This is a genomic window from Flavobacteriales bacterium TMED191 (assembly GCA_002171975.2).
Taxonomy (GTDB): Bacteria; Bacteroidota; Bacteroidia; order Flavobacteriales; family TMED113.
Genome location: NHIO02000029.1, coordinates 25,745 through 52,374 on the forward strand (window position 1 = coordinate 25,745; position 26,630 = coordinate 52,374).

Here is a 26,630-nt window from a genome sequence, read left to right on the forward strand (position 1 = left end):
AAATTATCTATTTTTAAATAATATATCTTTTTCTTGTTTTGATAGACTATCATACCCAGATCTACTTATTTTTTCAAGTATCTTATCAATTTCCATCTCTTCTTTTCTTTTACGAGCATTGTACTCGTAATCATTTTCTTTTTTTTTATGTATGTATTTTGGTGAATAGCTAATTAATTCAATTATGTTTTCAACTAAATAATTGGAATTAAAATTTCTTTTGTACAAAACGATGTACACATATCCGTAGAGAGCTCCTCCAATATGTGCTATATGTCCACCGGCATTACCTTGTGGTATACTTAAAATGTCAATAATTAATACACTAATAGCAATATGTTTTAATTTAATTGAACCAATTAACATTAGAGAAATAGAATAGTTTGGTACATATGTCGCAATTGCAAATACTATAGCAAGCACAGATGCAGATGCCCCAATCGCTAATGAATTTACTTTAAGACTATAAAAAACAGGAAATAAATTAAAAGCAATTATATATATTACACCCCCAATTATTCCCCCCATTAAATATGTTGAAAATAATTGTTTTTGTGATAAGTATTGAATGAATATTTTACCACCAAAATATAAGCAGAATAAATTAATTAATAGATGTAAAAGGTCTACATGAGTAAACATATACGAAATCAATGTCCAAGGTCTTTTGCTTAGTATTTCTAAATTCGATGAAACACCCAAATAATAAATAATATTATCTTCTTTTTCTAGTAAAAAATTTGTTACATGAACTAGATTTATTATTACAAATACAAAGATATTAGCATATATAATTGTTGTAAATAAGTTATTACTTTTCATTGTTTTAGAAAATATCATTTTATAAATTTTTCCATTGCCAATATTTAATGATAATGAATCCAAAAATCATCCCCCCTAAATGAGCAAAATGGGCAATATTATCATTATCTTGGATACCAAGATATAATTCTACTAAACCATAAATAAGTACAAAATATTTAGCTTTTATTGGAAATGGGAAGAATAAAAACATTAATAATGCATTAGGAAACAAAACCCCAAATGCTAAAAGCAATCCAAACAATGCACCTGATGCACCAACAACAGGAGTGTTATATAGACTATTTAATTTGCGCATATTTTGGTTAATATAATTTTTTCCCTCGTTTAGTATCAAGTGCCCCTCTTCGAATACAGTATTTATATTATCATAGTTCATTGTGTTTTCAAGAATTTTAATTTGCCAATGAATAATTGTAAAATGTAAAAATGCAGCACCTAATCCAGTTAAAAGGTAATAGTTTAAAAATCTTTTTGATCCCCATAAATTTTCTAATTGTGACCCAAACATCCAAACTGCAAACATGTTGAATGCAATATGTGTAAAACTTCCATGCATAAACATATGTGAAATAATTTGCCATGTTTCAAAGTTTTTAGAAGTCCAATAATATAGTCCAAGAATTTTTCTTAAATCAATACCAGAACTCCACAAGGTTAGGGTTGCTAAAAATAGTAACCCATTAATAATTAAAATATTCTTAACAACTGGCGGTAAAATAGAAAATTTTTGAGGTTGAAAAAACGACATTTTAGTTGAAAATTTTATTTGGTTCTACAGAAATAACAGACGGTTTGCCATCAATGCCGATAAACGGGATCTCACATTTCATAAGTTTATTAATTAATCTAATTAATAAATCTTTATTATTAGGATATTTTTCGTGTGTTGTTTTTTGATAGGTAATTTTTTTTGCAATCTCCTTGGTTATTTGGTTATCAGTAATTGTATTTGATTTTTTTATTGATTCAATGATTAGTTCAATAAATTCTTGAGTTTCATCTTGATTTAAATAAAATGGTATTCCACTAATTATAATATTTTCTTTTTCAATACTCTGAATTTTATAGCCTAAATTTTCAATAGTAGTATTGTTCTCCTTCATAATTTGCATATCGATTGCATTCAATTCCACAGTTGTTGGATTTATAGTTAATTGGCTATTTATTTCTCGATTATTCAAAGATTGAATTGTTTGGTCATAAATAATCCGTTCTATTGCTTTTTTCTTATCAATAAGATTAATGATATTATCATGATTTATTTTAAATAAGGCATATCGATTATCAATATTAAATACTTCATATATATCACTTGTGTTTTCTTCTTTAAATAATTTTTGAATATTTTGTGTATTTTCTTTGTCTCTAGCAAATTTTTTCCTAAATGGATTGAAGTCACTATTGACATTTATTTTCGGCTCTTTAGGCGGATTATTTTGTATGTGTATAGGAACCTCAAAACTTTTTTCAATCGAAAAATCTAAACTTGGTTTTATATTGGACATACCAATTGTTCTTTTACATGCAGATTTAAGAATTTGATAAATAGATTTCTCGTCTTCGAATTTGACTTCAGTTTTATTAGGGTGTACATTTACATCGATATATTGATGGTCTATATTTAGAAAAATAAAATAGGAAGGATGTTGATCTGTTTGAATTAGATCGGCCATAGATTCTTTAATAGCATGATTTAAATATGGCGATCTAATAAATCTATTATTTACAAATAAGTACTGTTCGCCCCTTGTTTTTTTAGCGTCTAATGGATTTCCAAGGAAACCATCAATTGCAACTATAGTAGTCTGTTCTTTAATTTGTAGTATTTTTTGCTTGTATCTTCTACCAAATAACTGAATAATTCTGTTTTTAAAATTTTCAATCGAGAGATTATATAATTGTTTACCATCATTTGTGAATTGAAAATTGATATGATGATGAGAAAGAGCTATTTGTATAAATGTCTCTATAATGTGTTTTAATTCTATCTTNTNNGATTTTAAAAAGTTTNTTCTTGCAGGTATATTAAAAAAAAGATTTTTAACAATTATGGATGTGCCTCTTTTACATGCAGTTTGTGTGATCTTATTTATTTTTGAATTATCAATACAAATAAGAGTTCCAATTTCTTCATCNTGGGTTTTTGTTTTTAATTCGACCTCTGCTACCGAAGCAATAGATGCAAGAGCTTCACCTCTAAAACCCATGGTGGATATTTTAGTAATATCGTCGGTAGATTCAATTTTAGAAGTAGCATGTTTTATAAAACATACTTTTGCATCTTGTATGTTCATTCCGATTCCATTATCAATAATTTGTATTAAACCTTTTCCTGATTTTTTAATAATNATATGAATATTATTNGCTTGCGCATCAATAGAATTTTCCAGTAATTCCTTAATTATAGAGGATGGTCTTTGAATTACTTCTCCTGCTGCAATTTGATTAATAACATTATCTTTTAATATTTGAATAGTTTGTTTCACACTTGANAATTAATAATAACGTATCCCAACAAAAATAATACTATTATCATCATTAAAAGAAAAAAAGTTGATTTATAACTTTTGTTATTCTTTCTAAAATCTAACAGACTTTTCTTATCAAACCTTCTATAAAAATTAATTTTTTTATTTTTTTTAGCCATTTCGTTTTTTTATTCTAATATTAAAATAAGCAAATAATAAAGTCATAAATGGAGAAATAATATTAAAAAAACAATATGGAAGATATGCTAATGGATTAATTGAAAGTATTTCAGCATGATATGCAGCACATGAATTCCATGGTACTAAAACTGATGTTACAGTACCTGTATCTTCAATTGTTCGACTTAAATTTGTAGAGTGTAATTTGTGGTCCTGATAAATTTCTTTATACATTCTTCCTGGAATGACAATAGCNAAGTATTGATCACAAGTTGTAATATTAAAGAATATACAAGAGCCTGCTGTTGATTGAATTAATTTTAGATTAGATGATGACTTTGATAATATTAAATCAGTTATTCTTTTAAGAAAACCGCCTGCATGCATTACACCACCGAATATCATTGCTGTGATAACTAGGATAACAATCCAAACCATTCCTAAAACACCACTTTTTGATAATAATTTGCTAACTGCATCATGTTCTATTTGAATATTTGTTCCAATAAAAATTGTTTCTATTAATGTAGAAAGTGTTGTAGCATTAGTATGTAAATTAATTTCTTTAATTAATTCTTGTTGAAATAGTANAGCAATAATTAGACCTGTGAATAAACCAATTAACAATGTTATTCTGGCCGATATTCCATTATATATTAACACTATTATTATCAAAGGAAGAGTAAATAGCTCCCATCCTACGTAAAATTTAGATTCTATAGCATCTAAGAAGGATTTAGTTTCATTAATTGAAATATCTGTATAATTGGAATTGATACCAATAAAAAAGAAACATATTAGAGTAATAAAGATTGAAGGTATAGTTGTATATGTCATATATTTTATATGCTCCATTAAGCTACTTCCAGATACAGATGGAGCAAGATTTGTTGTTTCAGACAGCGGAGACATTTTATCTCCAAAATAAGCTCCTGAAATAATTGCCCCAGCTGTTAAACCTCTTGGTATTAATAATAATTCTCCAATACTCATAAGTGCAATTCCAATTGTTGCTGCAGTTGTCCATGAACTTCCTGTTGAAATTGATACTATAGCGCAAATAATACATGTGGAAAATAGAAAGTATTCTGGGTTTATTAACTCGATTCCATAATAAATCATTGCTGGAACAACACCAGATAATATCCAAGTTGAAGTCAATCCACCGATAATTAAAAGAATTGTTATAGCATTAATTGATGAGTATATGCTTGTTTTGACACCAAATATAATTTCCTTGATATTATAGCCTCTTTTTAATGCAATTAATGAACCTAAAAAAGCGGTCACTAATAAAGCAATTTGATTAGGACCATTCATTGTATTTTCAAAATATATTAAATTAGAAAATAATAAAAATATTAAAGTTATGATTGGTAAGAAAGTTAGAATGCTATTCATTTAATAATTTGATTAATTGTTCGTATACTTTGTGTGTAGGTAGTCCCATAACATTATAAAAGGATCCTGAAATTTTTTTTATTGCAATTAATCCTATCCAGTCTTGAATTCCATATCCACCAGCTTTATCTAGTGGATTAAAATTTTCTATATAATATCTAATCTCTTTTGTAGATAGTTTTTTAAAATAGACAGAACTTTTGTCATAAATAGAAACACTTTTGTTAATTAATTTAAATGTTACACCAGTGACAACAAAATGCTGTTGATTGGAGAGATGTGATAACATAATCTCAGCTTCATTATTTGACTTAGGTTTGCCAAGTATCATATTATTGTTATATACAATTGTGTCAGCACAAATTAAAATTTCGTTTTTTTTTACTGAGTAGTTGTTAGCTTTTTTTTCTGATAAGTAAACAGCTACTTTAGATGGTGATAGTGACTTTGGATAATCCTCATTTACTTCTAGTTTTTTTACTTTGAAAGGGAACCCCATTAGCTTCATTAATTCAGTTCTTCTTGGAGATTTAGAACCTAAAGTAATGGTTTTTTTAGTATTTAATATTTCCATCTAAATTCCATTTATCGGTTACTCTTAGAGTTTGCTCAATCACATCACGAACACAACCTTCACCTCCTTTTTTCATAGAAATATAGTCGCATATATTTTGAACATCAAAAGATGCATCAAATGGACAGCAACTGAAACCTACATGCTTTAGTACTTCTAAATCAGGAATATCATCACCCATATACATTACATCATCTTTGTGTAGGTTATGTTTTTTTAAAAATTCTTTTAATATAGGTANTTTATTGTGTGCTCCTAAAAAAACTTCTTTTACACCTAGATGNTCTAGCCTTGTTTTTATATTTTGCTCTCTGCCACCAGTAATTACACCTATAATATATCCGTGTTTAATAGCCAATTTTATTGCATATCCATCTTTTGCATTCATTTGACGTAAAAATTTNCCATCTGGATAAATAATCAAACCACCATTTGTTAAGACTCCGTCAACATCTAATATAAATGCTTTAATTTTCTTTAATTTATTTTTATAATTACTTTTCATATTATTTTATAATTTTTTTTTATATTCATTTAAAATGCTGTCAGATAACAATTTATATATTTTTTTATATTTTATATTGTTTATTAAATCTATATGATTCTGTATAGTCATTAAATCACCTCTTCTAGCTGGTCCTGTTAGATTTTCATATGCTTTGCTTTTTGTGTTTTTATCTGCTGTGTGTTTAATTAAATGATTTAATAAATTAAAATCAATATTTTGTTCTTCTAAAATATTTTGTGCAATTAAATAACAGTAATTAGAGAAGTTACATGAAATAACAGCCGCTAAATGTAATAGTTTTCTATTTTTTGAATTCATTATATTTATACAAGNAGAGACTTTTGATAATAATTTATTCAGTTTTTTTTCTGTTATTTTATTATTGGCTTCAATGCAAATTGGAATTTTTTTAAAGTCAACTTTAATATCTTTTGTTAAAGTTTGTATAGGGTAAATTACACCAAAATTATTTTTATTAACGAAAACATCTAANGANGTACATCCTGATGTATGAATCATTAATACATTAGGGAGNATATCTGCAATTTTTTTGATGCTATCATCATTTACACAGATCATAATTAAATCACATTCTTTTATATTTTTAATTTCACTTATATAATTAGCATTTACTTTTCTAGCTAGTTGTTTGCCGGTAATTTTGTTCCTTGAAAAAATATTAATTATTTTAACACCAACAGAGTGAAATGATAATGCAAATTGTGTTGCAACATTACCGGATCCAATAAATGAAATACTATTAATCATAAATGATGTTATTTAATCACATTTTTAATATAAAAATAAATACTTTTGTTGTCTAATAAATTTAAATTTTGAATAAATATTTTAATTATTTTTTTTCAATCCCATCTGCACTCTTCTTAATGTGTTGTTTTGCTGTTTCTATTGGAGTTGCAACATTTGTTGAAAATGATTATGGAACTATAGCAGCAAAAGCCACTATATTTAATAGTTGGTGGCTTGAGTTATGTCTATTTTTACTTGCAACTATTTTTATATTTAATATTTTTAGATATAAGCTTTTTAGTTTAAAAAAATTACCAGTTTTATTATTTCATTTATCATTTATACTGATTCTTTTAGGAGCTGCAATTACTCGTTACACTGGTGAAGAAGGCATGATGAGAATTAGAGAAGGTAGTTTCAATAAGCAATTTGTTTCTGAAACTACTTTTTTGGATTTTAAGATTCACAATAATAAAAGTGAATATATAGGTAAAAAGCCTCTCTTATTATCTACTATTTCTAATAATAATTTCTCCATTCCTATCAATTTTGATAATAAAAATATTAGTATTGAATATGTTAATTTCATTAATGATCCTGTTGATAAATTNGTATTAGATGATATAAATGGCTCACATATTTTGGAGATAATTGTTCCCTCCGTTCGTGGTGGCATGCAATCGGAATACATTAAGTTTAAAACTGTAAAAAAAATTAATAATTTAGATGTATCATTTAACTCNAATTTAAATTCTGATCTTGAAATTTATCTTGAAGACTCTTCATTTTATTTTTCCTCAAAATTTGATGTTGAATTTATGAAAATGTCTAATCAAGAAAAAGGTCTGTTAAAAAAAGAAACAAAGCATATATTAAGTAAAAAAACATTATATACTATTGATGGTAAAAATATGGTTTTTAAAAATCATTTTTCAAACGGATCAATTAGTCAGGTTCCTGGTAGCATGAAAAATAATCAAGAGAAATCAGATTTGTTACAAATTAAATTAACTGTTAATAATAATGACACCCTAATTAGTTTATTCGGGAATAAAGGGGTTATATCACCTAAAAATTATTTTTCTTTTGCAAATTTATTTTTCTCTTTTGGTTATGGTTCACAGACAATGAATTTGCCTTTTGCAATTTATTTACATGATTTTCAACTTGAGCGTTACCCCGGATCTGATAGTCCATCCTCATTTGCAAGTGAAATTAAAGTTATTGATGGTGAAAACTCTTTTGATTATAGAATTTTCATGAATAATGTTTTAAATTACAAAGGTTATAGATTTTTTCAATCCTCATATGACTCTGATGAAAAAGGAACTATTCTTTCTGTAAACAAGGATAAGGCTGGAACTATTGCTACTTACATTGGGTATTTATGTTTATTATTGTCTGTTATAAGTTTAATTGTATCTAGGTTTTCTAGATTTAATATATTGTCTAAAAAAAATAAGAAAATTAGTTAAATGCTTTTTAGGTTATCTCTCATATTATCATTTCTATTTTGTTCAGTAAACTTTGCTCAAACCTCGGATTTATCTCTTGATAGCTTAATCATAAATAGAACCATAAACAAACAACATGCTAGTATTTTTGCAAAGCTATTAACTATTGACAATGAAGGAAGGGTTAAACCTTTCCATACAACTTCTTCAGAAATTTTAAGAAAATTATGCAGAAAAACTAAATTATATAATCAAGACCCATGTCAAATTGTTTTAGGCATGACCGTTGATCCATTATTATGGCAAATAATTCCAATAATTAAAGTTGCTGATAATGATATTTTAAAGATTCTTGGTAAAAAAGAAGAGCTTGTTTCTTTTGTGTCTTTTTTTCAGGATAATCAGTATTTACTAACACCTTATGTAGAAAGTGCATATTCAAAAAAGCCAATTGATCGTACTAAATTTGATAAAAAGATTATTGAAACCGATGAAAGGGTTAATATATGTTCAATGATTTTTTCAGATAGACTTGTTAATATTTTTCCTCAAGAGGAGGGAGTGTGGAATTCGGATGCTTCGATGGATATTCCAGGTGTTGACTCAATAAAAACTAAAAGTTTTAAACAAATATATCGTGATTTAGTTTTTTCGTCTTTTGATAATAAATCTTGGAAGGAAGCAAATTTAATTTTAGGCTTTGTGAAAAAATGGCAAAATAATTATGCTGAGTCTACCGTTTTGCCCTCTGCAAAAAAAATTAATGCTGAAATCTTTTATAATAATTTAGATCCATTTGGATGGACTCGATTATTTTTAGTTTATTTTCTGTCAGGTTGTTTATTACTATTATTTTTATTAATTAACATATTTTATTCAAATCAACTTGTCAATTATATTTTATCATTTCTACAGATTACAATTTGGTCAGGATTTGTTTTTCATCTTTTTGCATTGTCATTAAGATGGTATGTTTCGGGTCATGCACCTTGGAGTAATGCATATGAATCAGTTATATTTATTGCATTTGCAACTATGATTGCGGGGATTTTATTTACTCGTAAATCTAGTTTTGCATTATCTGCTGCATGTTTAGTTTCAGCTATGTTACTTGTTGTTGCTAATTTAAACTGGCTTAATCCAGAGATGACAAATTTAGTGCCAGTTTTAAATTCATATTGGTTAATGATTCATGTTTCAGTTATTACTTCTAGTTACGGTTTCTTTGGTTTATGTGCATTTTTAGGATTTTTTAATATGTTATTGATTATTCTTAGTAATAGAAAGAAGATTAAAGAAAATGTCAAGGAATTAACTATTATAAATGAACAGTCCATGATGTTGGGTTTATTTTTATTGACAGTAGGTACTTTTTTAGGGGGTGTTTGGGCAAATGAGTCTTGGGGAAGATATTGGGGTTGGGATCCAAAAGAGACATGGGCATTAGTTAGTATTTTAGTTTATTCAATAATCTTACATATTAGATTATTGAAATCAAGGAGGTATAATTATTTCTTTAATTTTTTTGCTTTATTTGGCTTTGCCTCAATTTTAATGACTTATTTTGGAGTTAATTACTATTTAGATGGTTTACATTCATATGCAGCAGGTGACTCATTTCCTATTCCTTCATTTGTGTTCCCTACTTTATGCATTTGTTTATTAATTTCAATTATAAGTTTTTTCAGATTTAATAAATGGCTTAATTAAATTATACATGGAACAGATTGATATTCTTGTTTTTGGTGCACACCCAGATGATGTTGAGTTAGGTTGTGCTGGCACAATACTTTTACAGGTCTCCTTAGGATATAAAGTTGGAGTTATTGATCTAACAAGAGGAGAGCTTGGAACCCGAGGATCTGTTAATATAAGAAATTCTGAAGCTGAAATAGCTTCTAGAAAAATGGGAATTAGTTTTAGAAAGAATTTAGATTTCAAAGATGGTTTTTTTGAGAATAATGAAAATAATAGATTAGAAATAATTAAATGTATAAGATATTATCAACCCAAAATTATTATTTGTAATGCACCAGACGATAGACATCCTGATCACGGTCGTGGTGCTAGCTTAGTTTATGATGCAAGTTTTCTTGCTGGTCTTGATAAGATAGTTACTAATTATAATGGAGTTTTACAGACACCCTTTAGGCCTAATATATTATATCATTATATTCAATATAAAGACTTGAAGCCGGATTTCATTGTAGATATATCTCAATTTATGAACAAGAAAATGGATATTATTAAATCCTATAAATCTCAATTTTATAATCCTGTATCAGATGAAAAAGAGACTTTAATTTCTCAAAAAAATTTTTTAGAATTAATTACTAATAGGGCTTCAGACTTAGGTAGATTTATTTCTGTAGATTATGCTGAGGGTTTTTTAGTTCGTAGATATATAGGTGTAGATAATCTATTTAGTATTATTTGATTTTAATTTCCAGTATTTTTTTTTCTCCAATAAATCCTTGTAAAATATCATTTTTGTATATTTTGTCGACTCCGCTTGGAGTTCCTGTGAAAATAAGGTCTCCTTTTTTTAAAGTTATATATTTAGATATATAAGAGACAATCTTATTGATTGAAAAAATCATATTTTTTGTATTATCTGATTGTTTAATTTGATTATTAACTAAAAGTTTAAAATTAATATTCTGTATGTCTTTAAATTCACTTTTATTAATAAAATCTCCTACTGCAGCTGAACCATCGAATGCTTTTGCTTTTTCCCATGGCTCTTGATTTTTTTTTAATTGTTTTTGTACATCTCTAGCTGTGAAATCAATTCCTAAACTTATTTCGTTATAATAATTTGGTGCATATAATTCATCAATATGTTTTCCAGTCTTATTAATCTTTATAATTAATTCAATTTCATGATGTATCTCATTAGAAAAGTCGGGAATAAAAAAAGGTTGATTCTTTATTGGTATAGCAGTTTCAGGTTTTAAAAAAAATAAAATTTCATTTGGGAAATTATTATTTAATTCTTCTATGTGTTCATTGTAATTTCTACCAACACAAATAATTTTCATAGTTCTCTATTAATATCAAAATCTTCTAAGTAATTTGCTATTTGTTGTAAAAATTGACCACCTAATGCACCATCAACAACTCTATGGTCATAAGATAGAGAAAGAAACATTTTTGATCTTATAGCTATGACATCACCAAATTCAGTTTCTAATACGCTTGCTTTTTTTTGTATTTTACCTAAAGCAAGAATCGCTACTTGAGGTTGGTTAATTATAGGTGTACCCATTATACTGCCAAATGACCCAACATTTGTTACAGTAAATGTTCCATTTGCAATTTCATCGGGGTGAAGTTTATTATTTCTTGCTCTTTGAGCTAAGTCATTGACAGATTTTGTTAAACCTAATAAATTTTTTTCTTGTGCATTTTTAATTACAGGTACAATTAGATTCCCGCTGGGAAGTGCAGTTGCCATTCCTAAGTGGATATTTTTATGTTTAATTATATTATCATCATTGACTGAAATATTAATTAAAGGAAAGTCAATTATTGCTTTAATAACAGATTCGAATATTATAGGAGTATATGTTATTTTTTTTCCTTCTCTATTAAAAAATTTATCTTTTATTTTATTGCGCCACTGAACGACTTTTGTCATGTCTACTTCTACAAAAGATGTAACATGAGCTGAAGTTGATTTACTAGAGATCATATGCTTAGCAATAATTTTTCGCATTCTATCCATTTCAATAATTTCAACATCATTGTCATGAGAATTAAAATTAGAACTTGGCATGGGAGGGGTTGTTGCTTGTGGAGAGGGAGTAACCTTGGCTTTAGCGTGATTTTCACCTTTTTTTTCAATATAATTTATTATATCTCCTTTTGTTACACGTTTATCATGTCCTGTACCAATAATTGTATCAAGTTCAGCTTTAGAAATGTTTTCTTTTTTTGCGATACTTTTAACAAGTGGAGAGTAGAAACGATGTGAATTACCTTTTTGGGTTTGCTTTGTCAAATTTGAAATAGACATTATTTCTGTGTTTGATTTTTGGGGAAGTGATTTATTAAGTTCTGCATTACTTTCCTCCACTTTATTTTCAACTTCATTTTTAGATTTTTCTTTTTCATGCATAATGTCTGCAAGATCATTTTCTATTATAGCAATTACTTCTCCAACTTTTACAACATCATTTTCTTTATATAATTGTTCAATAAGTATTCCTTGAGCAATAGATGGAATTTCAGAATCAACTTTATCTGTAGCAATTTCTACTACTGTTTCATCAATATCAATTTTATCACCAATATTTTTAGACCACTTTATAATGGTTGCTTCTGCAACACTTTCACCCATTTTAGGCATTATTAGTTCTATTTTAGCCATTGAAAGTTTGTAATATTATTTGGACAAAACTAATTAAAAAAGTCAATATATTTTTTAAAATATGTGATTATAGGATTCTTTTTTTGTTGCCTATTGTTTAGTATGTATAAATTACCCTGAGTATGAATAGAATTACTACCTATTACAAATGTGCTTTCAGTAGGAGCGATTTTAATTTCAATATTATTGGTTATTTTTTCCATATATCTAATAATTTCATTTGATGTAATATCCTTAGCAGAAAAAATTATTTCATCTATCTTATGTATTTTGATTATTTCTTCTAGCTGTGAAATGTGTCCTATATGATTATTTTTATTAAGATTTGATTTTTTTATTATTTCAATTTGATATACGTCTTCGGCATTAGCATTAGTTGTTTTAATAATCTTTTGAATTCTTTGAAATTCTATCTTATTACTGATTATTGCTATTCTTTTAGGTCTTGTTGATTTGATTTTTAAGTTATCAATATTTAATAGATTGAATAATTTTCTTGTTATGTAGGTTGTTATTAAGGTCCAGATTGTTCCAAATAATATTAAAGCTCTTGAAAATCTTAGTTGTTCAGGCAAAAGTCCATATATAATTAATAAGAATATTGTGCCTGAAATAATCCCTTTTACAAGGTTTGCTATTTTTACTGGAACTTCATAACCCTTTTGAATGTAAATGCCAATTATCCAAAAAGTAATATAGCTTGGTATACCAAATTTTAAAAATAAGTCACTATAGTAATTTTCATTTAAAAAATATGTTTTTGCCCATATTGTTTTAATCACTAGTAATCCGAAAAAAATTATAATTCCATCAATTATTGGATATGTTATTTTTAAAGCAAATCTTTTTAGAAGTGATATTGATGCTCTTAATAAAATAGCTAGTTGAATTAAAAAAATCAATGGATTTGCATTTTGTTGTTTATAATGTTTTTTAACAAAAAGAATCATTGCTTTATAAAATGTAATTATATAATTTACACTAGTTTTTTTTGTGCTTTCTCCTTTATAGTGTATTATGCTCGTAATAGGTACATAATAATTTTTATAGCCCATCTTTTGAATTCTGTATGATAAATCAATATCCTCTCCATACATAAAAAATCTTTCATCTAATAAGCCAATCTCATCAAGTATTTTTTTTCTAGTCATAAAAAAAGCTCCAGATAAAACATCTACTTCATGCACTTCGTTATTATTTAAATAGTTTAAGTGATATTGTCCAAATGTTTTTGAATTCGGAAATAATTTACTTAATCCAAATATTTTATAAAAAGCAGAAGCTGGACTAGGAAGCGATCTTTTGGATTCGGGTAAAAACAATCCATTTCCATCTAGCATTTTAACTCCTAAAGCACCAGCTTTTTTATTTTGTTCTAAAAAGCTTATTGTTTTAATTAAAGTATCTTCTTGTATTACTGTGTCAGGATTAAGTAGTAATATATAATTTCCCTTGGCTTGCTTTATTGCTTGATTATTAGCTTTTGCAAAACCAACATTTTTATCGTTAATAATTAATTTTAATTTAGGAAAATGTTCACGTAACATTTCAATAGATTTATCAACAGAATTATTATCAACTACAATAATTTCAACTCCTAGATCTCCTATTGATTTATATACGGATTGTAAACATTGTTGCAAGAAATGTTTTACATTGTAATTAACTATGATAATCGATAATATCATTATTTTAATGTTTTTTCAAAAGAGTATCGATTTGTAATAGCCCTTCCTAATGTAATTTGATCTGTATATTCAATTTCTCCCCCAATCGCAACCCCTTTTGAAATAGTTGTTATATTTTCTGTGTAATCTTTTATCTTCTTGTAAAGATAGTAACTAGTTGTTTCCCCATCCATTGATGCGCATAATGCAAAAATAATTTCACTTTTTTCTTTTTGTTTTATTCTTTCAATTAAACCTTCAATATTTAAATCGTGAGGTGAAACACCCTCTATTGGTGATATTAAGCCTCCTAATACATGATAATGACCTTTATACTGAAGTGTGTTTTCTATAGCAATAATATCCCTCAAATCTTCTACAACACAAATAATAGATGGATCTCTATCTAAATTATTGCATATATCACATAAATCCGACTTAGAAATATTATAGCAATTTTTACAGTATGTAGTTTCATTAACTAATTTTTGAATTGAAATTGCAATATTTTGAGCAATATTTTTATTCCTTAATAAATATATTACCAGTCTAAGTGCAGTTTTTTTTCCAATGCCAGGAAAGTTTGATATTGCATCAACTGCGTTTTGTATAAGATGGGATGGAAAATTCATTTTTCAAAAATAGACAATTATCATAGATATTATAAGTAATTTTTTTTTCTTTGTTCTATGATGTCTCCAATTACTATAACTTTAATTATTGTTGTATATTTTTCAATTCTAATTTTTATTTCAAAAAAAACATCAAAAAATTCTAGCGATGAGGCATTTTTTGTAGGTGATAGACAGTCTCCTTGGTATATAGTTGCATATGGTATGATAGGAGCTACATTATCAGGTATTACTTTTTTGTCCGTTCCTGGTTGGGTGTGCGATTCAGAGTTTTTTTATATGCAAATGGTTTTAGGCTATGTCCCAGGTTATTTATTTGTTGCCTATGTTCTTATGCCTATATATTATCGTATGAAAGTATATTCAATTTATGAGTATCTAAGTTTCAGATTTGGTTATTATTCACATAAAAGTGGTGCAGGTTTCTTTTTTTTATCTAGATTATTGGGTGCATCCTTGAGGTTGTACTTGGTAGCATTAGTTTTGCAATCATTACTATTTGATCAACTTGGTATTCCTTTTTGGATGACTAGTTTTATTACCATTGCGTTAATTTGGCTGTATACATTTAGGGGAGGAATTAAAACAATTATATGGACAGATACTTTACAAACTACTTTTATGCTAACAACCGTTGTAGCTTGTCTTTTTGTTATTTTTAATAATTTAGGATATAATACTATTGCAGAAAGTATTACTAGCAATAGTATTAGCTTAAATGTATTTTCATTCTCTAATTTTAATAATAGTTCTCATTTTGCACGTGCTTTTTTATCAGGCATGTTTATTGCAATTGCAATGACTGGGTTGGATCAAGATATGATGCAGAAAAATTTGTCCTGTAAGAATTTAAAAGCTGCACAAAAAAACATGGTTTACTTTAGTATTATATTGGTAGCTGTAAATGTTTTATTCTTATATCTCGGTGCTCTGATTTATCAGTATGCAGATATAAACGGCATATCATCCAAGGGTGATGATTTATTTGTTGATGTTATAAAACATGGTCAACTAGGTTCTTTTGTTTTTGTACTATTTCTTTTAGGCTTAATTTCTGCAGCATATTCTAGTGCAGATTCGGCTTTAACATCTCTAACAACTTCTTTTCGTGTTGATATTTTAGGAGTTAAAAATGAGAAAAAAATATCACAATTTTTTTCAATGAGAACAATCATTCATATTTTCATTTCCATCTTATTATTTGTTGTTATTTTAATTGTTAACTATTTAAATAATGATAGTATTATTTCAACATTATTTTTATTAGCTAGTTTTACTTATGGTCCTTTATTAGGTTTATTTATGTTTGGTTTGTTTACTGACAGAAAAATAATTGATAAGTATGTTCCTATTCTTGTTTTAATAGCTCCTCTCTTGTCATACATATTATATGTTCATGACACCAAAATACTTAATGGTTTTGATTTTGGTCCTGATTTAATCATTATAAATGGTTTGCTTACTTTTTGTGGATTATTTTTTCTAATAGATAAGAAAAATATCTAACCTAATTTTTCATATGAAGTTAATACAGTAATAATATTTTAGACAATAAATATTAGTTTAACAGTTTAGTATTTTTTTTTAATAGTTTTAAAATACAAGCTATGCAAATACTTAAAATGATTGTTTTTAAGGTTGTGTTACTAATATATAATCTTTCTTGAAAGATATAATAGATTAAAATATCAATAAATATAAATGACATAATTGTACTAAGAGTTGATGAGTATTCTTCTCTAAGTACTTTCTTGATAGAAAATTTAGAATTTGATGGTAAAAAATTATTTATATTAGGAAAAAAACATGGGGTCTTTAAAGAGTATTCTTCATATTTCTCACCATATTTTTTAGTTAAAAAAAATTCCTCAACAAGAATAATTTTCTCATAAATTATAAAAAAAAATAAAGATGATATAGCAATTAATATATAGCTTAAAGAGTATATTGATATTCCAAGCCAAATTAAATAATTTGCAAGATATAACGGGTTTCTAACAATTGAATAGACTCCAGTAGTATTTAATTCATTAGCTACTTGTTTTTTTCTATTTTTACCTGATGTTCCATCCGGAGAAGTTGCTACTGTATAATATCTCAAGCATAGTCCACAACAGGCAATAAATATAGCTGTACATTGAAAACTAGATTGTAATTCAACTCCTATTGAATTATAATAACTACTATTAAAGATAACTGGTATGGCAGCTAAAAGTAAAATTAAAGGCATTTGACCTCTGTATTTAAACAAGGTTTCACCTCTATTAATTATCTGGTCTTGTAGTTTCATTTATTTATAATTTAATATCTATTTTTATCTCATTAAATGTATAAATTTTATTAATGACATGTATAAATCATTACACAAATAAAAAATTAATAAAAAAAATATGATTTTATAGATAAGAATTGCCTAATAATTATTATATTCATTCTGAAATTTAATTAAAAATTTAAGTATTATGGCTTATTCACACAAAAATAGTAAGGGAAAAACTTACTGGTTACATTCAAAAGATGTTACTCTAAGAGGTGGCAGAAATCAAACTATTTATTACTTTGCAGGAGATCAAAGATCAAATGCTTGTGATTTACCAGCTGGAAAACAAGTTGTTGAAAGCGCTAGAACGGGATTACCGTTGGTAAAGAAAGCATAAGTAAATAAATTACTGAAATGAAAGGGGGGCTATAGCCCCCCTTTTTTATTCAAAGATGTCAATGGCATGTTCCTTATTTATTGTGATTTGATTAATTGTACTAGAACTTGATTGTGCATTTTTACCATTTATAATTATAGTTTTTGTTTCTTTAAATGGAAAAATAATATCATCATACTCTGTATAATCATAATACTCAATTATCGTAGTATTGTTAGGATTGATTTTTTCTTTTTTTCTGAGAAGAAATTCTTTTGAATCGAAATATAAAAAAATACTATCTCTGATGTTCGCTTGATTTTGTAGTATTTTATATATTTTCTGTGTTTCATCTTGAATAATTTCTTTTAATTCAAATTTTGTATCATTTAATTTTTGAGTTAGAATTGGAAAAGGATAAAAATCTTGTATCTTTTCTTTTAAAAGTTCTTCTTGAATTATTGTGTTAGTTTCATTATCATTGTAAATCTGACTTATAGTACATTTTTTTCCATTATATTTTGTAATATAAACCTGTTTCAAATCAGCAATCTCTCTATTGACATATGAATAGTATAGATTGGGACTTTGATATATTATTTCTGAATTTATTTTTAAACTAGATAGTCCTTCAAGTTCTATACTTACTTTTTTTTGTAATGATTTAACTTTTTGGAGTTTCTTAATTCCTCCAATACTTTTTATATAATTGTCAATAATTGATTCAGCATTTAAAATATTTTTTTTTTCTTTTTGAGCATATAAATTAACATGTGACATTAAAAAAATCAAGATTAGCAATAAAGGAGTATATTTTTTCATTTTTAATTTTTTTATTAAAACAAAATTAGTATATATAAATTATAACACTAAAGTTTGTTTATTTTTATAGTCATTAATTGATTTTTTATGAAAAAAAATTATTCACTTAGTGGAATGCCTGATTTTAATTCTTTAGAAAATTTGAAAAGGGATTATTTACTTTCAATTATTAAAAAACAATTTGAATCTTTTGGTTTTCTTCCCATCTCAACTTCTGCACTTGAGAAGAGATCTAATTTAATTGGCAGTTACGGAGATGAAGGAGATAAGTTAGTTTTTCAAATTCTTAATAGCGGTGATTATTTATCAAAAATAGACATAAATCAATCTGAATTAACATCTAAGAAGCTTTCTTCTAAAATAAGCACAAAAGCATTAAGGTATGATTTAACAATCCCACTTGCTAGATATGTTGCCCAGAATCAATCGAAATTAGTTTTTCCATTTAAAAGGTATGAAATAGGTAAGGTTTGGCGGGCAGATCGACCTCAAAAGGGTAGGTTAAGAGAGTTCGTTCAATGTGATGCTGATATAGTTGGAGATACCTCATTATGGTCGGAATTTGACCTTCTTTCTTTATTAAGATCAATTTTCAACATTTTAGGTTTAACTAATATGGTAATTAAGATTAGTAATAGAAAAATCTTAGAGGGCGTTTTTAATTCTTTTGAAACAAACAGCATTACATTTTTTGATTTTTGTATTATAATTGATAAGCTAAATAAATTGGGATTAGAAAAAATATGTGATATTTTATCTCAAAAAGGCTTTTCAGAATACAAAGTGTTAAAGATTAAAGATTTATTTCTATTAAAAGGTATGTTTTTTAAAAAAAGAGATTATTTATTAAAAAATTTTAAGGTCAATAAGGAATTAAGGAATGGTTTAAAGGAATTGGAATTTATTTTTAATCAGTGTGAACAAAATAAAATGTTAAAATCTGTAGACTTCGACTTATCATTAGCTAGAGGTTTAGACTATTACACAGGTTTTATTTTAGAAGTCCCCTCAAAAAATAACCAATCTATCAGCTTAGCTGGTGGAGGACGCTATGATAATTTAACTCATAAATTTGGTTCTAAAAACTTAAGTGGTGTTGGACTTTCATTAGGGTTAGATCGTCTATTTCTTGAACTTGAATCCTTTAATTTATTTCCAGAAACTCTTGTAAGTGATTTGGATGTTCTTTTTATTAATTTTGGTTTGAAGGAAGCTGAAGCAGCTCAATTATATATTTCAGAAATTAGAAAATTTGGTAAGTCAGTAGAATTATATCCCACTGATTTGAAAATTTCTAAACAAATGGCTTATGCTAATAAAAGATTAGTAAAATTTGTTGTTATAATTGGTGAAAATGAATTAAAAAATAAAAAGTTAACTGTAAAAAATATGCAAACAGGAGATCAAAAATCAATGACTTTTGCGGAGTTTAAAAAAATACTTTAAGCTGATGAGTAAAAAATATTTTGACATATCAAAAAAAAATCTTTATTTAACTGAATTTGAATCTTTATTAAATACTCAACAAAAGATTTTAATAAATCCAACATCAATTTCTAAAATTAACAAGTCAAATATTTTTTTAAATGATACTATTAATCAAGAAGATTCACTAATCTATGGTGTTAATACTGGTTTTGGGTCTTTATGTGAGACTGAAGTAGAAAAAGATAAAATTAAACTTTTACAGGAAAATTTAATTCTATCTCATGCGTGTGGTACTGGTGAAATTGTTCCTGAACACATTGTACAGCTAATATTACTATTAAAAATCAGATCATTAAGTTTTGGTTTTTCGGGTGTTCGAATAGAATTAATATCGGAACTCATAGATTATTATAATCTTGGTCTTTTACCTGTTATTTATGAACAAGGTTCACTTGGTGCTTCAGGTGATTTAGCTCCTCTTGCGCACCTATCTCTTCCTTTACTTGGTAAAGGAGAAGTAAGTTTAAATGGGAAAGTTTTAAAAACCTCAAATGCATTTAAGAAAATGAATCGGAAACCGATTGCTCTTTCTTATAAAGAGGGGTTAGCTTTGTTAAATGGAACACAGTTTATGACTGCTTATGGTGTTTGGTGCACTTTATCAGCGAAAAGACTATATTATTTATCTAATCTAATTGCTGCTATCTCTCTAGAGGCATTTCAATGCAATAATAATCCATTCATTAATTTAGTTTCTAAAATAAGACCTCATCCAGGCCAAATTTATACTTCTGAATTAATTTTAAGTATTTTAAAAGATAGCGATGTCTTTAACTCTAATAAAAAATATGTCCAGGATCCATATTCATTTAGATGCATTCCTCAAGTTCATGGAGCTTGTTTTGATGTTATTAGTCATGTTGAGTCGGTTTTCAATACTGAAATAAATTCAGTAACAGATAACCCTAATGTTTTTGCGGAAGAAAAAATAATTGTTTCTGCAGGTAATTTTCATGGTCAAATTCTAGCAATGGCTATGGATTATCTTGCAATTTCATTATGTGAAATTGGTAGTATTTCGGAAAGAAGAGTCTATAAGTTAATATCAGGTGATCGCGAGTTACCCCCTTATTTAATTGATAATCCTGGGTTAAATTCTGGCTTTATGATATCTCAATACACTGCAGCTTCAATAGTTAGTCAAAATAAACAATATGCAACACCAGCGTCTGTAGATAGTATTATGTCTTCAAATGGTCAAGAAGATCATGTTAGTATGGGTGCAAATGCTGCCACAAAACTTTATAAAGTTGTTGATAATTTAAATACAATTTTATCAATTGAACTACTAAATGCTGCTCAAGCTATTGATTTGAGAAATATTAAAAAATCGTCTATTATAAGAAGATTTTTAAATTCATATAGAAAAGAAGTGCCATTTATTAATTCGGATACTCAACTTAGTTTATATATTAATAAAACTAAGTCTTTTATTGATGATTACGATATTAATAAATTACTCAAAATTCGCAATTAGTTCTGAAAATGTAATTCGAAGAATTGTATATACAGGCATTGCAATAATCATCCACATTATTCCTCCAATAAATCCTGCTCCCATAGCAATGAAGAATATTTCTAACGGATGTGCTTTAAATGCTCTTGAAAATATAGTCGGTTGTATAATAAAGTTATCAAATGTTTGTACTGAGCCAAATAGGATGAAACTTTTTATTATTAATGGTAAAATTAAGTCTATCATATTTTGATCTATATAAAATGTCCCAACCATTGTTACAGTAAAAATAAGTCCTATTAATGGGCCAAAATAAGGAATAATATTTACAACAGCAGCAAATAAGGCTAGTGTCCAAGGATTAGGTAGTTTTAATATCATCATACCAATTCCAAATAATATAAACAAGATACTTGTTTGAATAAATAATCCTGCACAATATCTTCTTATAAAGTAAATAATCATATTGATTTTTTGTTTTGATTTTGGCAAGAAATATCCAAGACTTTTAGTTGCATAATCTTTTAATAATGCTTTGTCTCTAATTAGAAAAAAAGATATAAATAAAATAGAAAATACTGCCATGAAAATATTTCCAAGTATACCAATCATGGATTGAAAAACACCACCTATTGATGTAACATCTAACATGTTCATTATATCCTTTAGATTGAGTTCTAAATCCATATTAATGGATGTAAATTTTTTATTTATTTCTAACGATAATATGTTTAAAAAATTTTGAACTTCGGTTAGTTGTATAGAACTTAAAATTTGTACTTCTTCAATAACAATAGGGGATAGTATATATCCAATTAACAATCCATTTGTTGAAATTATTAGTAAACAAATGATTGCAGCAATTGTTTTATTAAGTTGCCGTTTAAATAATTTCATTTTACATAAAAAATTATTTAATGGATTAATTGTTATGGATAAAACTATTGCAATAAAAAAATATATGATTAATAATTGTATTTGTGTTATTAAAAAAAACATTAGTCCAATTACTGCAATAGCGATAATATTTTGAATAGAATTTTTCATTTGATTGAGTTTTGATCCATTACGTAGCCAATAATATTTGCACCCATTTGTAATGCTTTTATTCTTATGTCTTCAGGGTTATTATGAACAGATTGATCTTCCCATCCATCACCTAAGTCAGATTCATATGAGTAAAAGCAGACTATTTTATTTTCATGTATAATTGCTAATCCTTGAGGAGCCTTATTGTCATGTTCATGAATTTTTGGTAATCCATTTTGGAATTTGTAAATATTGTTGTAGATATTATGATTATATGGAATTTCAATAAAATCACTTTCTGGAAACACTTTTTTCATTTCTGTTCTTATAAACTTATTCATGCCATAATTATCATCTATATGTAAGAAGCCCCCGCCAGTTAGATATTTTTTTAAATTTTCTATATCCATATCGCTAAAAGAAACATTTCCATGACCAGTCATATAAACATAAGGGTATTCAAATATTTTATTACTGGATGGCTCAATAATATCATAATTCTCATCAATATTCATATTTAAGTTTTTATTACAGAAAATTGCTAAATTTTTTAATGAACTTGGATTTGCATACCAGTCTCCACCTCCAGAATATTTTAGTGTAGCAAGTTGATAACTGCTTTGTGAAAAACTTAAAATGGAAATTGAGATGAAAAAACAAAATATGTTACGCATATATTTTAACTAAGTATTCAAATTTACACATTATAATAATAAATTCATCGTATGGCATGCAACAATACCAGCTGTTTCAGTTCTTAATCTTTGATTGCTTAGTTTGACTGCTTGTATATTAAATTTTTCACTTAAAATTATTTCTTCCTCAGTAAAATCACCTTCAGGGCCAATCATAACAGTAAGTGAATTATTTTTTTTTTGATCTTTTATATGTTCTTTTAAATCTATTTTTGATTTTTTATGGCAATGTGCAATGCATGTGTTTTTTGAATTTTTAGATATAAAATCTTTATAAAAAGTAATATTATTGATTTTAGGTAGTTTGGGATTTAAAGATTGTTTTAAAGAAGATATTAATATTTTTTGTACCCTTTGTAAGTTAAGTTTTGTTCTTTCAGAATTAGAGCAAATTAATGGAGTTACTTCATCTATTCCAAGCTCAGTTACTTTTTCTAAAAACCATTCAAATCTTGATCTATTCTTTGTTAATGAAATAGCAATATGAGTGGTTATTTTTCTTTTATTGGAATACAACTCCTTAAGTTGACCTATTTGAACTTTATTATTGTTTATATTCATTATGTGAGTACTAAAGATGGTACCTTTTCCGTCGGTTATAAAAATTTCATCATTAATTTTTTTACGTAAAACAATTATGCAATGAGTGCTTTCCTCTTTAGAAAGATGATTGTCTTTTGTTAAATTTTCTAAATAAAATAGTTGCATAGTAATTCTATTTAATTTTTTAGAATTGAATAGGACCACCTTTTGATATCAATGCAAGTTGTTCTTTGTTTATGTTAGCATTATCATTAGTAGATTCAGAAATATTAAAAAAATTAGCTTGGAATAATTTAGCTAATGTTTTAGCTTTTTCTTGATATGATTGAGTATTATTCCAGGTGTTTATGGGGTGCAGTATTTTTGAAGGTACATTTATGCAGGTTTCAGGCATATAAAGTCCAAAAATTTCGTGTTGAATGTATTTTATATCATTTAGTTTATTATTCATTGCAGCATTGATCATTGCTCTAGTATAATTTAATTTGATACGTTTACCTATGCCATATTCGCCACCAGACCATCCTGTATTTATTAACCAAACATTGACATTCTCATTTTCTATTTTTTCACCTAACATTTGTGCATACATTGTTGGGTGAAGAGGCATAAATGGGGCTCCAAAACAAGCAGAAAATGTAGCTTGAGGCTCAACAATACCATCCTCAGTTCCTGCAATTTTAGAAGTGTAACCAGAAATAAAATGATACATTGCTTGTTGTTTTGTTAATTTAGATATGGGCGGAAGTACTCCAAATGCATCTGCAGTAAGAAAAAATATATTTTTAGGAGATGGTCCAATTGATGGTCTAGCAATATTTTCGATGTGATTTATCGGGTAGCTTACCCTTGTGTTTTCAGTTTTTGAGCAGTTTGAAAAGTCGATTTCATTATTTTTATCAAAACATATATTTTCTAAAAGCGCACCTTTTTTAATGGCTTTGAAAATATCTGGTTCAGAGTCAGCTGAAAGATTAATACACTTTGCATAGCATCCACCTTCAAAATTAAATATCGAATTATTAGACCAACCATGTTCATCATCACCAATTAATTTTCTATCAGGATCTGCAGATAGGGTAGTTTTTCCAGTACCTGAAAGACCAAAGAATAATGAAGTGTCATTATTTACACCAATATTTGCTGAGCAGTGCATTGATAGTACTTTTTCTTGTTGAGGAAGTGTATAATTAAGTACAGAGAAAATTCCCTTTTTAATTTCACCAGTATATCCAGATCCGCCAATTAAAATCACTTTTTCTTTAAAATTAATAATTGAAAAATTTTCCTGCCTGACCCCATATTGAGATGGGTTATTTGCTTTGAATCCTGGAGCACATAAAATTGTCCAATTATGTTTAAATTTTATTAAATCTTTTTTAGATGGTCTAAGAAACATATTGTATCCAAATAAATTAGACCATGGATATTCTGTAATTAAACAAATATTAAGTTGGAATTTTTCTTCGGCACATGCATATGCTCTTCTTCCAAAAGTATTTTTATTAGTTAAGTATTTAATTAAATCATTTTTTAATTTATTATAGTTTGTTTCTTCACATATTTGATTAATATCTCCCCAGTCAACATTTTTTGATGTCTCGCGATCTTTTACAATAAATCTATCTTTAGGTGATCTCCCGGTAAATGCACCAGTATCAATTGCTAGTGCACCATTTTTACATAATTTACCCATATTCATAGATATGGTTTTATTAACAAGTTCTTCAGAAGATAAGTCCCATGTTATATTTTTATTATTGGTAATAAAATTATTAATATCAACCGGTAAATTTTTTCCAATCGTATTCATCTTAAAATTTTTATTTTGAATAAAAAATTATTTGAATTTAATTTGGTTGTAATTTTCTAAGTCAGTTATGAAGTCTTTGGAATAAAGAAAAAAATCATCTTTAGTTTCTTTAGAGTCAAAAACTTGTTGAATAGACAGCATTTGATTTGTATCAAAACATAATCTTTGTAAATAAGTTTTAATAATATTTAATTTTTTGTTGTCATCAGATTGTTTATTCATTTGATTAATAATTATTTCCATCCTTTCTTGGTCCATAATAAAGTTGCAATCATTTGCATTGGAAATAGATGGGTATAACATTAATGCAGTAAAAACTAGAAGTATTTTTTTCATCTTATAAATTTTAGATAAAACTAATTTATGTATTTATTTTATTTAGTTGTCAAATAAAATTATTATTTTTTTAAAAATTATGAAAACAGTTTTATTATTAGGGCTTGGTAGATCGACACATACTTTAGTTAAGTATTTAGCTGTCAATTCCAAAAGACTTAATATAAATCTAGTTTTAGCAGATTATAATCATAATAATTTCATACAATCTTTTATTCACCAAGATTTATGTTCATTTATAAATCTTGACATTAATAATCATCTTTTAAGAAAAAAATATATTGCAAAATCAGATCTAATTATTTCTATGCTCCCCCCAAAGTTTCATTATATAGTAGCAAAAGATTGTATAGAATTTAAAAAAAATTTAATTACGGCATCATATGTTTCTGATGATATTGCGAAATTAGATGAAGAGGCAAAAAAAGCGGACATTCTCATTTTGAATGAAATTGGTCTTGATCCAGGTATTGACCATATATCCGCCATGGATATGATAGATAAATTAAATGAAAAAGGTGCCCGTATTACTGTATTCAAGTCATTCTGTGGAGGACTAATAGCTCCTCAATCTGATAATAATCCTTGGAATTATAAATTCACTTGGAACCCAAAAAATGTTATTCTTGCAGGAAATGCTGGGGCATCATATCTTAAAAATGGCTCTATAAAGACCTTTGATTATAATCAGGTTTTTTCAAATTTAGAAAAAGTTAGTATTCCTAATCATGGTTTGTTTGAATCATATGCTAATCGTGATTCATTACATTATCAAAAGAAATATAATCTATCTGATGCTAAGACTATTGTTAGAGGAACCTTAAGAAAAGTTGGTTTTGCAAAAGCTTGGGATGTATTTGTGAATCTAGGTATGACATCAGAGTCGATAAATAATAAACTGATCGATGAAAAAGTTTTCAACTCATATATAGAAAGTTTAAACGATTCTGATATTAAATCTAAAATGGATTACTTGGACTT

The 26,630-nt window shown here is 26.8% G+C and carries 26 protein-coding genes; 8 read left to right on the plus strand and 18 right to left on the minus strand.

Features of this window, described 5'->3' with window-relative positions; translation table 11 throughout:
* Nucleotides 1-3: 3 nt before the first annotated feature.
* From CBD51_002840 to CBD51_002870, 7 genes are all read right to left on the minus strand, one after another.
* Nucleotides 4-840 carry a rhomboid family intramembrane serine protease gene (locus tag CBD51_002840; protein ID RPG59560.1) on the minus strand — a complete coding sequence of 279 codons (837 nt, stop codon included), beginning with the start codon at nt 838-840 and terminating at the stop codon, nt 4-6.
* A 1-nt stretch (nt 841) separates the two neighbouring features.
* Complete coding sequence (locus tag CBD51_002845; GenBank protein ID RPG59561.1) at nt 842-1,573, minus strand: rhomboid family intramembrane serine protease; 732 nt, start codon at nt 1,571-1,573, stop codon at nt 842-844.
* Between the two features lies 1 nt (nt 1,574).
* Entirely contained in the window at nt 1,575-3,311 is a 1,737-nt protein-coding gene (gene mutL / locus CBD51_002850; protein RPG59562.1) for a DNA mismatch repair endonuclease MutL, read from the minus strand.
* A 153-nt stretch (nt 3,312-3,464) separates the two neighbouring features.
* A complete protein-coding gene (locus CBD51_002855) occupies nt 3,465-4,874 on the minus strand; it encodes a sodium:proton antiporter (protein ID RPG59563.1) in 1,410 nt (469 codons plus the stop codon).
* A complete protein-coding gene (maf, locus tag CBD51_002860) occupies nt 4,867-5,448 on the minus strand; it encodes a septum formation protein Maf (GenBank protein RPG59564.1) in 582 nt (193 codons plus the stop codon). The genes CBD51_002855 and maf overlap by 8 nt, the downstream gene beginning before the upstream one ends.
* Nucleotides 5,429-5,953, minus strand: a complete 525-nt coding sequence (locus CBD51_002865; GenBank protein ID RPG59565.1) for a 3-deoxy-D-manno-octulosonate 8-phosphate phosphatase — start codon at nt 5,951-5,953, stop codon at nt 5,429-5,431. Before CBD51_002865 ends, maf begins: the two co-directional genes overlap by 20 nt.
* A 6-nt stretch (nt 5,954-5,959) precedes the next feature.
* Nucleotides 5,960-6,724 carry a DUF2520 domain-containing protein gene (locus CBD51_002870; protein ID RPG59566.1) on the minus strand — a complete coding sequence of 255 codons (765 nt, stop codon included), beginning with the start codon at nt 6,722-6,724 and terminating at the stop codon, nt 5,960-5,962.
* A 68-nt stretch (nt 6,725-6,792) separates the two neighbouring features.
* On the opposite strand from CBD51_002870, the gene CBD51_002875 reads away from it, so the two are divergent.
* From CBD51_002875 to bshB1, 3 genes are read left to right on the plus strand one after another with little or no spacing between them, the layout of a single operon-like run.
* Nucleotides 6,793-8,181 carry a hypothetical protein gene (locus tag CBD51_002875; protein RPG59567.1) on the plus strand — a complete coding sequence of 463 codons (1,389 nt, stop codon included), beginning with the start codon at nt 6,793-6,795 and terminating at the stop codon, nt 8,179-8,181.
* Entirely contained in the window at nt 8,182-9,870 is a 1,689-nt protein-coding gene (locus CBD51_002880) for a hypothetical protein (GenBank protein ID RPG59568.1), read from the plus strand.
* Between the two features lie 7 nt (nt 9,871-9,877).
* Nucleotides 9,878-10,597 (plus strand): bacillithiol biosynthesis deacetylase BshB1, encoded by a 720-nt coding sequence (bshB1, locus tag CBD51_002885; GenBank protein ID RPG59569.1) that lies wholly within the window; start codon nt 9,878-9,880, stop codon nt 10,595-10,597.
* Here bshB1 and CBD51_002890 read toward each other — a convergent pair.
* Genes CBD51_002890 through recR form a run of 4 tightly spaced genes read right to left on the minus strand, consistent with a single transcriptional unit; the run spans nt 10,590 to nt 14,831 of the window.
* Entirely contained in the window at nt 10,590-11,201 is a 612-nt protein-coding gene (locus tag CBD51_002890; protein RPG59570.1) for an FAA hydrolase family protein, read from the minus strand. The genes bshB1 and CBD51_002890 overlap by 8 nt on opposite strands.
* Nucleotides 11,198-12,532: a 2-oxo acid dehydrogenase subunit E2 gene (locus CBD51_002895; GenBank protein ID RPG59571.1), complete on the minus strand. Its 1,335-nt coding sequence runs from the start codon at nt 12,530-12,532 to the stop codon at nt 11,198-11,200. Before CBD51_002895 ends, CBD51_002890 begins: the two co-directional genes overlap by 4 nt.
* A gap of 29 nt (nt 12,533-12,561) precedes the next feature.
* Nucleotides 12,562-14,220, minus strand: coding sequence for a glycosyltransferase (locus tag CBD51_002900; protein RPG59572.1), 1,659 nt, complete (start codon nt 14,218-14,220; stop codon nt 12,562-12,564).
* Nucleotides 14,220-14,831, minus strand: a complete 612-nt coding sequence (gene recR, locus CBD51_002905) for a recombination protein RecR (GenBank protein RPG59573.1) — start codon at nt 14,829-14,831, stop codon at nt 14,220-14,222. Before recR ends, CBD51_002900 begins: the two co-directional genes overlap by 1 nt.
* Before the next feature lie 60 nt (nt 14,832-14,891).
* On the opposite strand from recR, the gene CBD51_002910 reads away from it, so the two are divergent.
* Complete coding sequence (locus tag CBD51_002910) at nt 14,892-16,337, plus strand: sodium:solute symporter (GenBank protein RPG59585.1); 1,446 nt, start codon at nt 14,892-14,894, stop codon at nt 16,335-16,337.
* 52 nt (nt 16,338-16,389) lie between these two features.
* Here the strand turns inward: CBD51_002910 and CBD51_002915 are convergent, their stop codons facing one another.
* Nucleotides 16,390-17,121 (minus strand): DUF1295 domain-containing protein, encoded by a 732-nt coding sequence (locus tag CBD51_002915; protein ID RPG59574.1) that lies wholly within the window; start codon nt 17,119-17,121, stop codon nt 16,390-16,392.
* Nucleotides 17,122-17,293: 172 nt separating this feature from the next.
* Here CBD51_002915 and CBD51_002920 point away from each other — a divergent pair, with 172 nt between their 5' ends.
* Nucleotides 17,294-17,488, plus strand: coding sequence for a hypothetical protein (locus tag CBD51_002920; protein RPG59575.1), 195 nt, complete (start codon nt 17,294-17,296; stop codon nt 17,486-17,488).
* Nucleotides 17,489-17,533: 45 nt separating this feature from the next.
* Here CBD51_002920 and CBD51_002925 read toward each other — a convergent pair whose 3' ends face one another.
* Complete coding sequence (locus CBD51_002925) at nt 17,534-18,289, minus strand: hypothetical protein (GenBank protein ID RPG59576.1); 756 nt, start codon at nt 18,287-18,289, stop codon at nt 17,534-17,536.
* Between the two features lie 87 nt (nt 18,290-18,376).
* Here CBD51_002925 and hisS point away from each other — a divergent pair, with 87 nt between their 5' ends.
* The gene (hisS, locus tag CBD51_002930; protein ID RPG59577.1) at nt 18,377-19,735 is read left to right on the plus strand and encodes a histidine--tRNA ligase; all 1,359 of its coding nucleotides are present in this window, start codon (nt 18,377-18,379) and stop codon (nt 19,733-19,735) included.
* Nucleotides 19,736-19,739: 4 nt separating this feature from the next.
* Nucleotides 19,740-21,254, plus strand: a complete 1,515-nt coding sequence (hutH, locus tag CBD51_002935; GenBank protein ID RPG59578.1) for a histidine ammonia-lyase — start codon at nt 19,740-19,742, stop codon at nt 21,252-21,254.
* Here the strand turns inward: hutH and CBD51_002940 are convergent.
* From CBD51_002940 to CBD51_002960, 5 genes are read right to left on the minus strand one after another with little or no spacing between them, the layout of a single operon-like run.
* Nucleotides 21,234-22,280, minus strand: a complete 1,047-nt coding sequence (locus CBD51_002940; GenBank protein RPG59579.1) for an AI-2E family transporter — start codon at nt 22,278-22,280, stop codon at nt 21,234-21,236. The genes hutH and CBD51_002940 overlap by 21 nt on opposite strands.
* Nucleotides 22,277-22,936 (minus strand): DUF4159 domain-containing protein, encoded by a 660-nt coding sequence (locus CBD51_002945; GenBank protein ID RPG59580.1) that lies wholly within the window; start codon nt 22,934-22,936, stop codon nt 22,277-22,279. Before CBD51_002945 ends, CBD51_002940 begins: the two co-directional genes overlap by 4 nt.
* 30 nt (nt 22,937-22,966) lie before the next feature.
* Nucleotides 22,967-23,665, minus strand: a complete 699-nt coding sequence (locus CBD51_002950) for a 16S rRNA (uracil(1498)-N(3))-methyltransferase (protein RPG59581.1) — start codon at nt 23,663-23,665, stop codon at nt 22,967-22,969.
* Between the two features lie 19 nt (nt 23,666-23,684).
* The gene (gene pckA / locus CBD51_002955) at nt 23,685-25,313 is read right to left on the minus strand and encodes a phosphoenolpyruvate carboxykinase (ATP) (GenBank protein RPG59582.1); all 1,629 of its coding nucleotides are present in this window, start codon (nt 25,311-25,313) and stop codon (nt 23,685-23,687) included.
* A 27-nt stretch (nt 25,314-25,340) separates the two neighbouring features.
* Nucleotides 25,341-25,649: a DUF4476 domain-containing protein gene (locus CBD51_002960; protein RPG59583.1), complete on the minus strand. Its 309-nt coding sequence runs from the start codon at nt 25,647-25,649 to the stop codon at nt 25,341-25,343.
* A gap of 79 nt (nt 25,650-25,728) precedes the next feature.
* On the opposite strand from CBD51_002960, the gene CBD51_002965 reads away from it, so the two are divergent.
* Nucleotides 25,729-26,630: saccharopine dehydrogenase (locus tag CBD51_002965; protein RPG59584.1), on the plus strand; the 902-nt coding region annotated here is incomplete at its 3' end.